Genomic DNA, 12505 nt, shown 5'->3' on the forward strand with positions numbered 1-12505 from the left:
GCCCAGCGGGCAGCTCCCCTTCACCGAACAGGCTGGGCTGGCCTTGTTCACTCCCTGCTGCGGACGGCGCTTGACTCATGCGCCCATTGTCCCGGCGGCCGGGAGATTCATTCACACCTTCTGAGCGGTTGAGGCCTCACCGGCCTTGCACCGGTGATGTTTGCCGAAGGAGGCGGCCGGTGGCCGCCTCTTATTGCCGGCCTTGCCGTTGCGGGAAAGCTCTGTCCAGCAAGAAGTGGGGACAGCGCTGCGCGTATCGGATGTATCGATCGCTCGCGTGTTTACCGGGCGATGAAACGACCGGTTGCCTGGTGCTCATCGATCAAGCAACTCGCAACAAGCGCGGTCCGGTTCAGCGGGCCTACTGCGCCGCTTGTTCCACGATGCCGAAGGATCGATGCAAGCCGTGCTGAGCCATCCCCTGGTCCTTGCCGCCGACCGTTATGCCGAACAGGTGCAGCCAGCCCGCCGCGCGCGGCGGGCCCATGCCGTGTCGAAGCTGGTGGCCGCCTATGTGACCCGGCCCGAGGTGGTGGCCGCGGCTGCGCTTCAGGAAGTCGCCCCGTATTGCGCCTTTGACGAGCTGCGTGCCCGCTTCGGCGAGCCGACGGCCCGGCTGGTGGCGGAAATCCAGCCCGGTGGCTGCGGTAGCCGGAAGGGCGAGGGAAATTCCACCCGCGCGGCGCTGAAGACTCGGCGCCTGCAGCGCCTGAGCCCGGAGGCGCAATCCATCCGCCTGGCCACGCTGATCCAGCGCACCATGCGGCTGCTGGAGCGGCCCCTGACCCTGGCGCGCGTGGGGCTGGCGCAGACCTGCGCGGAGCTGGCGGCGCTGGAGCGCGCGCACCCGGTGCTGCAGAGCATCGCCCGCAAGTTGTGCGGCGCGGCGTCGCGGCGCCTGGGGGCCGTGCAGGGCGCCTGACTTACATCCGGCCGCCGCGCAGCCGCAAGGCATTGCCGACCACCGATGCCGAGCTCAGGCTCATCGCCAGCGCGGCGATCATGGGCGACAGCAGCCAGCCCGTGAACGGGTACAGCAGCCCTGCGGCCAGCGGTACGCCCAGCGCGTTGTAGACGAACGCGAAGCCGAGGTTCTGCTTCATGTTGGCAATCGTCGCCTGCGAGATCGCGCGCGCCTGCGCGATGCCGCGCAGGTCGCCCTTGACCAGCGTGACGGCGGCGCTGTTCATGGCCACGTCGGTACCGGTGCCCATGGCCAGTCCGACGTCGGCCTTGGCCAGCGCCGGGGCGTCGTTGATGCCGTCACCGGCCATGGCCACCACCTTGCCCTGACGCTGCAGCTCGTCCACCAGCGCCAGCTTGTCGGCGGGCTTGACCTCGCCGTGCACCTCGTCGATGCCCAGCCGCGTGCCCACGGCGCGCGCGGTGGTTTCCCCGTCGCCGGTGGCCATCACCACGCGCAAGCCCGCCTCGCGCAGCGTCTTCAGGGCTTCGGGGGTGCTGGCCTTGACCGGGTCGGCCACGGCCAGCAGCCCGGCGAGCTTTCCGTCCACGGCCAGCTGCATGACGCTGGCGCCTTCGGCGCGCAGCGCCTCGGCCTGCGGCACCAGCGCGTCCACCGCCACGCCCAGTTGCGACATCAACGCGGTATTGCCCAGCGCGAGCTCCCGCCCGGCCGCGCGGCCCCGCACGCCGATGCCGCTGCTCGATTCGAAGTCTTCGGGCTTGTCCAACGCCAGGCTGCGTTCGCGCGCGGCGCGCACGATGGCGTCGGCCAGCGGGTGCTCGCTGCCCTGGTCCAGGCTGGCGGCCAGACGCAGCACCTCGTCGGAGTGCCATCCCGGCGCCGGCACGGCGCTGTGGAAGGCGGGATGCCCTTCGGTGAGCGTGCCGGTCTTGTCCACGATCAGCGTGTTCACGTCGCGCAGCCGCTCGATGGCCGCGGCGTCCCGGAACAGCACGCCGTGCGTGGCGGCCTTGCCGGTGGCGACCATGATCGACATCGGCGTGGCCAGCCCCAGCGCGCAGGGGCAGGCGATGATCAGCACCGCCACCGCGTTGATGAACCCGAAGACCCAGCCCGGCTCGGGGCCGAACAGGCCCCAGGCGAAGAAGGTCAGCAGCGCGATGCCCACGACCACCACGACGAACCAGCCCGCCACCTGGTCGGCCATGCGCTGCATCGGCGCCTTGGAGCGCTGCGCCTGCGCCACCATCTGCACGATCTGCGACAGCATGGTCTGCGCGCCCACGCGCTCGGAGCGCATCACGAGGGCCCCGCTGGTGTTGAGCGTGGCGCCGATGAGCTTGTCGCCTTCGCGCTTGCTCACGGGCAAGGGTTCGCCGGTGAGCATGGACTCGTCCACCGCGCTGGCGCCTTCCACCACCACGCCGTCCACCGGCACCTTCTCGCCCGGGCGCACGCGCAGCAGGTCGCCCACGTGCACGTGCGTGAGCGGCACGTCCTCCTCGCCGCCGTCGGCTCGGATGCGCCGCGCCATCTTGGGCGCCAGGCCAAGCAGCGACTTGATGGCCGCCGAGGTCTGCGAGCGCGCCCGCAGCTCCAGCATCTGGCCCAGCAGCGTGAGCGAGATGATCACGGCGGCGGCTTCGTAGTACACCGCCACGCGGCCCACGGCGAAGAAGGACTCGGGAAAGACCTGCGGCGCCACAGTCGCCACCACGCTGTAGAGGAACGCGGCGCCGGTGCCCGTGCCGATGAGCGTCCACATGTTGGGGCTGCGGTTCACCAAGGACTGCGCCCAGCGCACGAAGAAGGGCCAACCCGCCCAGAGCACCACCGGAGCGGCCAGCACCAGCTCGACCCAGCTCTGCGTGGCCATGTCGAACCGGCCCAGCCGGTGCCCGGCCATGGCCAGCACGGCGACGGCCAGGGTCAGTGGCAGCGACCACCAGAAGCGGCGGGTGAAGTCCTGCAACTCGGGATTGCGCTCCTCGGCATCGAGGTCGGGCAGCAGCGGCTCCAGCGCCATGCCGCACTTGGGACAGTTGCCCGGATGGTCCTGCCGAATCTCCGGGTGCATGGGGCAGGTGTAGATCGTGCCTTCGGGCGGCGGGGCAGTCGTCCCGGCATCGGGTTCGGACGCATCGATGGCGTAGCGCGCCGGGGCCGCCGCGAATTTCGCCTGGCAGCGCGCGCTGCAGAACCAGTAGGGCCGGCCGGCATGCTCCAGGCGGTGCGGCGACTGCTCGGTGACCGCCATGCCGCACACCGGATCTTTCAACGGTGCCTGGGCCTCGTGGTGATGCCCATGGTGATGCCCATGGTGATGCCCATGCCCATGACCATGACCATGCTCGTGCCCATGGCCCTGCCTGGCCTGGGCCGGCTGCGGGGCGTGCCTGTCCATGGCCTTAGCCCCTCGTGTCCGATGTGGAGTCATTCCCGCCGTGCGGCCTGCCGTGATGGCGATGGCCATGCCCATGTCCGCCATGGCCATGGAACAGGTGCATCAGCGGGCAGGCCAGCAGCAGCAGGTAGGGCCAGAAGCCCAGGACATGGCCCCAGTGCTCGCGCAGCAGGTAGAAGCCGCCGATCAGCCCCAGCATGACGAGGACCGCGGTCCAGGGGCTGCGCCGCGTGCCGCCTTCCGGGCCGGCGACCGGCGTCTCGTGATGGTGAGAACTGTCCATGCCAGGGTCCTCCTTCAAGGCGCCGCCTCGTGACTGGCCGCATCGGAAGCATTGGGTTTCCCATCATGGGAAGGTCAAGCCCGCGCAGGCGACGGGGTGGCTGCGCGGGAGCCGGGCTCAGGGCTTGGCGGGAGACGGGGCAGGCGTGGCCGGCAGGCGGTCCATCATCATCTGCATCATGGACTGCATCATGTCCATGCGCTGCTCCAGCATCTGCATGCGCGCAGCGGGCGTGGCGGGTGCCGAAGCCGCACCGCGCGGGGCGTTCATGCCGCCCATGCCGCCGCTCGGCCCCATGCCGCCCATCATGGCCATGCCGTCCTGCATCAGCTTCATGTGCTCGGCCATCAGCGCCTCGCGCTCCTGTGGCGTGCGCGCCCGCGCCATCTTCTCGTGCATCTCGCGCATGGCTTTCATGTGCTGTTCCATGTTGCCCATTGGGACCGCGCTGGCCGCGGGTGGCGGCATGGGTGTGGCGGCCGGTGTGGTGGCTGCCGGCGCTGAAGCACCCTCGGGATGGTGCTCGGCGTGCTCATCCGGCTTGAGCTGCGCGCAGGCGCCGAGGGACAAGGCGGCCATGATGGTCGTGAAGGCAAGGGGGCGAAGTGCCATGGTGCAGGTCCTCCAGAAGTATCGAGGTGTGGAAGCAGGCGCCCCCGCGGCGGCGGATGCCACGCGGGGATGGGACGCGCAGCCCGCCCGGCACGGGCCATGACGGCGTGCCGGGCGAGGCTGGCCAGGGCGGCTCTAGATCGTGAGCCTCAGGAACGCGATGGCGATGGGGGGCGGTGCCGGCAGGGTGGCGGCATCGGGACGCAGCACGCGCACCGGCGCGAGAGCGGGAAGAACCAGGCAGGACGCGGCCGTGGCCGACGCGATGCAGTCCAGCCAGGGCAGTTCACCGGTGCCGGCCTTGACCACGGCGTGCCGCTCGCCGTCGCACAGGTGCTTGCACGCCTGCTGGCCGGGTAAGCCGTCATGGCTATGGCCGTCATCGGTGGCGGCCAGGCCCGCTTCGCCATGCTCATGCGAGTGCGCCAACACGCCGGGCTCATGCTCATGCTCATGCGTCGCCATGAGTTGAGGCGCTTGCTGCCCCCGCTCCAGCAGCACGCAGGCATTGGCGGCGCCCGCGAACCACCCGAGCAGCAGCACCCAGGCCATCAGCCGGGCGATGCAGCGGGTGAAAGCGCGGTGGAACAGGAAGCGCATGGACGGCGAATGCCTGACAACGGCTCTCAGCTTAGGCCCCCGGCCTGTTCCTGGATTGATCCGCATCAACACAGGCAGGAGGGCCTTGACCTTGCTACCGTGGGAAGCTTGAGACTGCGTCCGTCATCCACTCGCCAGGACGCGCCATGATCGAATTCACGCTCCCCACCATGACCTGCGGCCACTGCGTCCGCGCCGTCACGCAGGCCGTCAAGGACGCCGCGCCGCAGGCCCGTGTCGAGATCGACCTGCCCAGCCACAAGCTGCAGGTGGAGAACGCGCCGGACCGCGAGGCACTGGTGAAAGCCTTGGCCGAGGCGGGCTACGACCCGGCCTGAGGCTCGATGGCGGCAACGGCCTGACACGCCTCGGGCTGGCGCCGCCGTCACAGCGCCTAGAATTTCGCCTGTTCACCCCGCTCGCAGTCTTTCCCCCGTGCGCCGCCTCATCGCCATCGTCCTGATGCTCCTGCTGCCGATCCAGTCGGCGTGGGCGCTCGTGGCCATGCCGTGCCGAGGCCATGTGAGCCCGGTGCAGCCGCTGCAGGCGGCGGCCGGGATGGTCCATGGCGGCCATGCGGCCCAGCAGGGTGGCATGGCGGGCGTCGAGGATGCGCTCCACGACCACGCGCATCACGACGCGGCGACGGCGGGGCACCAGCACCATGGCGATCACGCTGCCGCGCCGGGTGAACAGCTTTCCGACCATGACGGCCTGGCCCCTGGCGACGATCCCTGCAGCGGCTCGGCCGCGTGCATGAGCCTGCACTCGCCGCCGCTGGCGCAGGCCACCGCCGGCCTGCCCGTGCTCAAGCTGCCCAACCTGCAGCCTCCCGGTAAAGGGGCGGACTTCAGCTCCGTGCCGTCCGCGCGCCTGCAGCGTCCGCCCATAGGCCTGCCCGCCTGAAGCGGCGGGCTGGTCCTCCATCCCTGGCTCGTTGACGAGGCAGCTGCCCATGCGGGCAGCCCGGCCGCGTCGCCCGCCGCTTCCGCAAGCCATGCATTCGCATCGTTGCCGAGGAAGCCTTGATGAAACGACTCATCGTGTCGGCGGGACTCGCGGTTGCCCTGACCGCGCTCGCCGCCGACGCGCCACCGCCGCCCGGGCCGCTGCCCGGGGACACCACGCTGCCGGCCGCCGCGCGGCAGACACCGCAGACGCTGCAGGCCGCGCTGGAGCTGGCTTGGTCGCGCTCGCCCGCCGGCCGGGCGCTGGGCGCCCGTGGCGAGCAGGCCCTGGCCGCTGCCGAGGTGGCGCGCTCGCCCGTGGCCGGGCCGCCCACGCTCAGCCTGAGCGCGCTCGATGACCGGCTGAACCGCCGCGCCGGGCGCCGCGAGTGGGAGGCCGAGATCGGCGTGCCGCTGTGGCTGCCGGGCCAGCGCGGCGCGCAGCAGGCGCTGGCGCAGGCGCAGCTCCAGGGCCTGGCCGATGACGCGCTGGCGCGCCGGCTGCAGCTCGCCGGCGAGCTGCGCGAAGCCTGGTGGGCGCTGGCCGCCGCGCGCGAGGAAGCGGCGCTGCAGCGTGCCCGGCTCGACGCGGCCCGCGTGCTGCAGGCCGACGTGGAGCGCCGCCTGCGCGCGGGCGACCTGGCACGCACCGATGCCAACGCCGCCGCCATCGAGACACAGGCGGCTGAAGCCGCGTGGGCCGACGCCCTGCTGCAGGAGCGCGTGGCCGCGGACCGGCTGCGCGCGCTCACCGGCGGGCCCGTGCCGGACGCGCTGCCGGCCGAGCGGGCCGTGGCGGCGGAGGGCGACGCGGCCACGCATCCCCGGCTGGCCGCCGCGACGGCCGCCGTGCGCCTGGCGCAGGCGCGGCTGGCGTTGGCCGCTCGCAGCACGCGCGAGGCGCCCGAGGTGTCGCTGCGGCTGCTGCGCGAACGCTCGGACGTGAACGAGGCTTACGCCAACGCCGTCGGCGTGCGCCTGTCCGTGCCGCTGGGCTCCAGCGCGCGGCAGTTGCGCGACACGGCCGAGGTGCGCGCCGAACTGCTCGAAGCCCAGGCCGAGGAGGCTCGGTTGCAGGAGCAACTGGCGCTGGAGCTGGAGACCGCGCAGCGCGAGCGCGATGCCGTCGAAACGAAGGCGTCCCTGGCCGCCAAGCGCGCCGCGCTGGCCGGGGACACGCTGCAACTCATCCACAAATCCTTTTCCCTGGGCGAGAGCGACCTGCCCACGCTGCTGCGCGCCCGTGCCGCCGCCTTCGAGGCGCAGGCCGAGCTGCGCCGGCTGGAGGTGGCTCGCGCCGCGGCCGTCTCGCGCCAGCGCCAAGCCCTGGGAGTGCTGCCATGAACCGATTCCTCATCTTCATCCTGGGCCTGCTGCTGGGCCTGTTCACGCAGGCCCTGTGGGCCCATGAGGGCGAAGACCACGGCCCGCCGGCGCTGGTCAACGCCCGGCCGCTGCTGCCGCGCGTCACGGCGCATTCGGAGCTGTTCGAGCTGGTGGGCGTGCTGGAGCCGGGACGCTTGCTGATCTGGCTGGATGCCACGCCCAGCAATGCGCCGGTCACCGGCGCGAGCGTGGAGGTCGAGGGCGCCGGCGCCAACGGCAAGGCCGCCGAGGTCGCGCCGGGCGTGTACGAGCTGAAGCTGCCCAAGGCCCCCGCGCCGGGCCAGCACCCGCTGACCTTCACCGTGCAGAGCGCCGATGACGCCGACCTGTTGGGCGCGCCGCTGGTGGTGCCGCAGGCCGATGCCGCCGCCGCGGCGACCGCCGACGCCCTGCCCCGCGCCGCGTGGACCGGCCCGGCCGTCTGGGCCGGGGCTGGCGCGGCCGCAGCGGCGGTCGTCATGGCTGCCCTTGGTGCGCTGCGTCGGCGCCGCCCCGCGGCAACCGGCCATTGAACGACGAGGACAGGTGCCATGACATCGACTTTTTCCGTATCCCTCGTTGCCCGATGCGGCCTGGCGCTGTGGCTGAGCCTGCCGCTGCTCGCCCTGGCCCACGGCGGCGAGGACCATTCCCACGACGAGCCCAAGACGGCCGCCCCCGCGGCCAAGGCCGCGCCAGCCGCCCCGGCCGGCGCCGCCAGCCTGGAGGCCTCGGCGCGCCTGCCCGACGGCAGCCTGTTCGTGCCCAAGCATGTGCAGCGGCTGCTGGCGCTGCGCACGCAGCCCGCCAGCCTGGCCGCGCTGGGCGCCAGCGCCGAGCTCAACGGCCGCGTCGTGGTCGAGCCCGGCAGTGGCGGGCGCATCCAGGCCACGCAGCCGGGCACGGTCGTGCCGGCGGGCAAGGCCTTCCCCGTGCTGGGCCAGAAGGTGCGCAAGGGCGAGGTGGTGGCCTGGCTGCGGCCCAGCGCCGGCGCGCTGGAGCGCGGCGACCGGTTGGCGCAGCAGGCCGAGGTCGGCGCCCAGGTGGCGCTGGCCGAGCGCCGCGCCGCGCGGCTGGAACAGCTCGAAGGGTCCATCCCGGCCAAGGAGATCGAGGCGGCGCGGCTGGAGCTGCAGGCGCTCAGGAAGCGCCAGGCCGTGCTCGCGGCCAGCCTGGACGCGCCCCAGGCGCTCGCCGCGCCGGTGGACGGCGTGATCAGCGCCGTCGAGGTCGTCGCCGGCCAGGTGGTGGACGCGCAGGCGCTGCTGTTCGAGGTGGTCGATCCCACGCGGCTGGCGGTGGAGGCGCCGGTCTATGACCTGACGCTGCCCGCCCGCATGGTTTCTGCCGAGGGCTCCGCCGGCGGGGCCACGCTGAAGCTGCAGCCCGCCGGCGCGGGCCGGCTGCTGCGCGAGCAGGCGCTGCCCATGCGCTTCCGGGTGCTGGACGCCACGGCGCCGCTGGCCGTGGGCCAGCCCGTGAAAGTCGTGCTGCGCACGCGCGGCGAGGCGCCGGGCGCGGCGCTGCCCGCGGCGGCGCTGGTGCGCGACGGCAATGGTCAACCCATCGTCTGGGTGCACAGCGATCCCGAGCGCTTCGAACCGCGCCGCGTGCGCCACGAGGCGCTGGGCGCGGACAGCGTGGCGGTGCGCGAGGGCCTGAAGGCGGGCGAGCGCGTGGTGACCTCGGGCGCGGCGCTGCTGTCGCAGGTGCGCTGAAGGGACGGCCGCGATGTTCGATCGCCTGATTCACTTCAGCCTGCGCCAGCGCCTGTTCGTGCTGGGCGCGGCGCTGGCCCTGGCCGCCTACGGGCTGCTGAGCCTGCAGCGCATGCCGGTGGACGTGTTCCCCGACCTCAACAAGCCCACCGTCACGCTGATGACCGAGGCCGGCGGCATGGCGCCGGAGGAGGTGGAGCAGCTCGTCACCTTCCCCATCGAGGCCAGCCTCAACGGCATGCCCGGTGTCACGCGCGTGCGCTCGACCTCGGGCATCGGCCTGTCCGTGGTCTACGTCGAGTTCGAGTGGGGCAGCGACATCCACCGCAACCGGCAGCAGGTCAACGAGCGGCTGAACCTGGTGCGCGAGCAGCTGCCGCCGGGCATCGTGCCGCAGCTCGGGCCCATCGCCTCGATCATGGGCGAGGTGCTGCTGCTGGCGCTGCCGGCCGACCCCGACAAGGTCAGCCCGATGGCGGTGCGCGACTACGCCGACGCCGTGGTGCGCCCGCGGCTGCTGACGCTGCCCGGCGTGGCGCAGGTGGTGACCATCGGCGGCCAGGTGCGGCAGTTCCGCGTCGAGGTCGATCCGGCCCAGCTGCGCGCGCTCGGCGTGGAGCGCGAGCAGCTGGCGCGCTCGCTGCAGGACTTCGGCGCCAACACCAGCGGCGGCTTCCTGGAGGCGCAGGGCCGCGAGCTGCTGATCCGCCAGCTCGGCCGCAGCACCGACGTGGAGGACCTGCGCAACCTGGTGGTGACGGTCAGGGACGGCCAGCCCGTGCTGCTGCGCCAGCTCGCCGACGTGCAGGTCGCGCCGGCCGTGAAGCGCGGCGACGGCAGCTACGGCGCCAAGCCGGCGGTGATCCTGTCGGTGCAGAAGCAGCCCAGCGCCGACAGCGTGCAGCTCACGCGCGCGGTGGAAAGCGCGATGGACGAGCTCGCGCGCAGCCGCCCGGCGGGCGTGGCGGCGCCGGAGTTCCTGTTCCGGCAGGCGGATTTCATCGAGCGCTCCATAGCCAACGTGGCCGAGGCGCTGCGCGACGGCGCGCTGATGGTGGCGATCGTGCTGTTCGTGTTCCTGCTCAATGTGCGCACCACGCTGATCTCGCTCACCGCCATCCCGCTGTCGCTGCTGATCACGGCGGTGGTGTTCCGCTGGTTCGGGCTGTCGATCAACACCATGACGCTGGGCGGCCTGGCCATCGCCATCGGCGAGCTGGTCGATGACGCGGTGGTGGACGTGGAGAACGTGCTGCGCCGCCTGCGCGAGAACCGCGCGCTGGCGCAGCCGCGCCCGGTGCTGGAGGTGGTCGCCTCCGCCTCCAAGGAGGTGCGCTCCGGCGTGGTCTACGCCACCGCCATCGTGGTGCTGGTGTTCCTGCCGCTGTTCGCGTTGCCGGGCATCGAAGGAAGGCTGTTCGCGCCGCTGGGCGTGGCCTACATCGTCTCGATCCTGGGCAGCATGCTGGTGGCCACCACCGTCACGCCGGTGCTGTGTTCTTACCTGCTGCCGCGCATGAAGCGGCTCGACCATGGTGACAGCCCGCTGGTGCGCAAATTGAAAGCCTGGGACGCGCGGCTGCTGGCCTGGTCTTTCGATCGCGACAAGGCCTTGCTGGGCGCCGCGGTGCTGGCGGTGGTGCTGGCCGCGGCGGCGGCAACGAAATTCCCGCGCACCTTCCTGCCGCCCTTCAACGAGGGCACGCTGACCGTGAACGTGCTGCTCAATCCCGGCACCTCGCTGGCGGCGTCGAATCGCATCGGCACGCTGGCGGAGCAGGCGGCGCTGCAGGTGCCCGAGGTGGTGCGCGTGGGCCGGCGCACCGGGCGCGCCGAGCTGGACGAGCATGCCGAGGGCGTGCACTACACCGAGATGGACGTGGACCTGCACGCCTCGGCGCGCCCGCGCGAGGCGGTGGTGGAGGAGCTGCGTGCGCGGCTGGCGGTGCTGCCGGCGGCGGTGAGCATCGGGCAGCCGATCTCGCACCGGCTGGACCACCTGCTCTCCGGCGTGCGCGCGCAGATCGCGCTCAAGGTCTACGGCGACGACCTTGACACGCTGCGCGGCCTGGCCGAGGGCCTGCGCACGCGCTTGGCCGCCATCCCCGGCGTGGCCGACCTGCAGGTCGAGAAGCAGGTGCTCATCCCGCAGCTGAAGATCCGGCTCGACTACGACGCCGCGGCGCGCCACGGCGTGGCGCCGGGCGCGGTGCTGCGCGAGCTGGAGCAGCTCATCGAGGGCGAGCGCATCACGCAGCTCATCGAGGGACCGCGCCGCATCGACCTGGTGGTGCGCCTGCCGGAACACCTGCGCGGGCCGCAGGCGCTGCGGGATCTGCCCATCGCCACGCCCACGGGCCACGTGCCGCTGGCCAGCATCGCGCAGGTCGAGGAGGGCGAAGGCCCCAACCAGATCGGGCGCGAGAACGCGCGGCGGCGCATCGTGGTCTCGGCCAACAGCGAGGGCCGCGAGCTCTCCGAGGTAATCGCCGATATCCGCACCGCGGTGGCGGCCACGCCCTTGCCGGCGGGCTACTTCACGGCGCTGGAAGGCCAGTTCCAGGCGCAGGAGGAGGCCTCGCGGCTGATCGCGGTGCTGGCGCTGGTGTCGCTGACGCTGGTGTTCGGCGTGCTGTACGCGCGCTACCGCTCGGCCGTGCTGGCGCTGATCGTGATGGGCAACATCCCGCTGGCGCTGGTGGGCAGCGTGATCGCGCTGTGGCTGTCGGGCCAGCCGCTGTCGGTGGCGGCGCTGGTGGGCTTCATCACGCTGGCGGGCATCGCCACGCGCAACGGCATCCTCAAGATCAGCCACTACATCAACCTGTGCGCCTTCGAGGGCGAGCGTTTTGGTGATGCGCTGATCGTGCGCGGCTCGCTGGAGCGCCTGACGCCGGTGCTGATGACGGCACTGGTGGCCGCCTTCGCGCTGATTCCCTTGCTGCTGGCCGCAGACGCGCCGGGCAAGGAGGTGCTGCACCCGGTGGCGGTGGTCATCTTCGGCGGCCTGGTCAGCTCCACGCTGCTGGACACGCTGCTCACGCCTCTCATGTACCGACGGTGGGGTGAAGGCCCCACCCGGCGCCTGCTCCAAACCCGGGCCACCCAGAGCTTCTGATTTCTTCCTTCCTGAAAGGACTCTTGCCATGAAGACCATTTCCACCCTGTTCGCCGTCCTGATGCTGTCCCTGGGCGGCGCCGCTGTCGCGCACGACGATGCGATGCTGGACGCGATGAAGACGGCCAACGGCGGGCAACTGCGCGCCGCCGGCATCCACCACTACGAGCTGGTGGTGGCCAAGCCGGGTACCAAGGGCGACGCGCTGCCGGTGGTGGTCTACGTGACCGACCATGCCGGCACCAAGGTGCCCACGCAGGGCGCCACCGGCACGGTGACGCTGCTGGCCGGCGGCCAGAAGAGCACCGTGCAGCTCCAGCCCGCGGGCGAGAACGTGCTCAAGGGCAGTGGTGTCTACATGCCGCAGGCGGGGCTCAAGGCCATCGTGTCGGTAAGCTTGAACGGGCAGCCGGCGGCGCAGGCGCGGTTCGAGCCGTTTGCGGCGGTGGGGGGGCATAACCACTGAGCGAGATGGAAAGCGGGCCTTGACGGCCCGCGCTTTGGTCTTTTGTTACGGACCCGCGAAACGC

General features: G+C 72.0%; 12 protein-coding genes. 8 read left to right on the forward strand and 4 right to left on the reverse strand.

The window, feature by feature from the left end; translation table 11 throughout:
• The first annotated feature begins 397 nt into the window (after positions 1-397).
• Positions 398-922, forward strand: a complete 525-nt coding sequence (locus HHL10_RS25590; protein WP_169163247.1) for a hypothetical protein — start codon at positions 398-400, stop codon at positions 920-922.
• Position 923: 1 nt separating this feature from the next.
• Here the strand turns inward: HHL10_RS25590 and HHL10_RS25595 are convergent, their stop codons facing one another.
• The 4 genes from HHL10_RS25595 to HHL10_RS25610 all read right to left on the reverse strand — a co-directional run bounded on the left by HHL10_RS25595 (position 924) and on the right by HHL10_RS25610 (position 4827).
• Positions 924-3332, reverse strand: coding sequence for a heavy metal translocating P-type ATPase (locus HHL10_RS25595; protein ID WP_169163248.1), 2409 nt, complete (start codon positions 3330-3332; stop codon positions 924-926).
• Positions 3333-3336: 4 nt separating this feature from the next.
• Positions 3337-3615 carry a DUF2933 domain-containing protein gene (locus HHL10_RS25600; RefSeq protein ID WP_205833217.1) on the reverse strand — a complete coding sequence of 93 codons (279 nt, stop codon included), beginning with the start codon at positions 3613-3615 and terminating at the stop codon, positions 3337-3339.
• Positions 3616-3732: 117 nt separating this feature from the next.
• Positions 3733-4227 carry a hypothetical protein gene (locus HHL10_RS25605; protein ID WP_169163249.1) on the reverse strand — a complete coding sequence of 165 codons (495 nt, stop codon included), beginning with the start codon at positions 4225-4227 and terminating at the stop codon, positions 3733-3735.
• A 135-nt stretch (positions 4228-4362) separates the two neighbouring features.
• Positions 4363-4827 (reverse strand): hypothetical protein, encoded by a 465-nt coding sequence (locus tag HHL10_RS25610; RefSeq protein ID WP_169163250.1) that lies wholly within the window; start codon positions 4825-4827, stop codon positions 4363-4365.
• A 146-nt stretch (positions 4828-4973) separates the two neighbouring features.
• On the opposite strand from HHL10_RS25610, the gene HHL10_RS25615 reads away from it, so the two are divergent.
• The 7 genes from HHL10_RS25615 (at position 4974) to HHL10_RS25645 (ending at position 12441) form a co-directional block, all read left to right on the forward strand.
• A complete protein-coding gene (locus tag HHL10_RS25615) occupies positions 4974-5165 on the forward strand; it encodes a heavy-metal-associated domain-containing protein (RefSeq protein ID WP_169163251.1) in 192 nt (63 codons plus the stop codon).
• Between the two features lie 97 nt (positions 5166-5262).
• Positions 5263-5733: a hypothetical protein gene (locus HHL10_RS25620; protein ID WP_169163252.1), complete on the forward strand. Its 471-nt coding sequence runs from the start codon at positions 5263-5265 to the stop codon at positions 5731-5733.
• 122 nt (positions 5734-5855) lie between these two features.
• Positions 5856-7118 carry a TolC family protein gene (locus tag HHL10_RS25625; RefSeq protein WP_169163253.1) on the forward strand — a complete coding sequence of 421 codons (1263 nt, stop codon included), beginning with the start codon at positions 5856-5858 and terminating at the stop codon, positions 7116-7118.
• The gene (locus HHL10_RS25630) at positions 7115-7672 is read left to right on the forward strand and encodes a hypothetical protein (protein ID WP_169163254.1); all 558 of its coding nucleotides are present in this window, start codon (positions 7115-7117) and stop codon (positions 7670-7672) included. Before HHL10_RS25625 ends, HHL10_RS25630 begins: the two co-directional genes overlap by 4 nt.
• Positions 7673-7690: 18 nt before the next feature.
• Positions 7691-8857 (forward strand): efflux RND transporter periplasmic adaptor subunit, encoded by a 1167-nt coding sequence (locus tag HHL10_RS25635; RefSeq protein WP_169163255.1) that lies wholly within the window; start codon positions 7691-7693, stop codon positions 8855-8857.
• A 13-nt stretch (positions 8858-8870) separates the two neighbouring features.
• The gene (locus tag HHL10_RS25640; protein ID WP_169163256.1) at positions 8871-11975 is read left to right on the forward strand and encodes an efflux RND transporter permease subunit; all 3105 of its coding nucleotides are present in this window, start codon (positions 8871-8873) and stop codon (positions 11973-11975) included.
• Positions 11976-12003: 28 nt separating this feature from the next.
• The gene (locus HHL10_RS25645) at positions 12004-12441 is read left to right on the forward strand and encodes a hypothetical protein (RefSeq protein ID WP_169163257.1); all 438 of its coding nucleotides are present in this window, start codon (positions 12004-12006) and stop codon (positions 12439-12441) included.
• Positions 12442-12505 lie beyond the last annotated feature (64 nt).

It is taken from the genome of Azohydromonas caseinilytica (genome assembly GCF_012927045.1).
Taxonomy (GTDB): domain Bacteria; phylum Pseudomonadota; class Gammaproteobacteria; order Burkholderiales; family Burkholderiaceae_C; genus Azohydromonas; species Azohydromonas caseinilytica.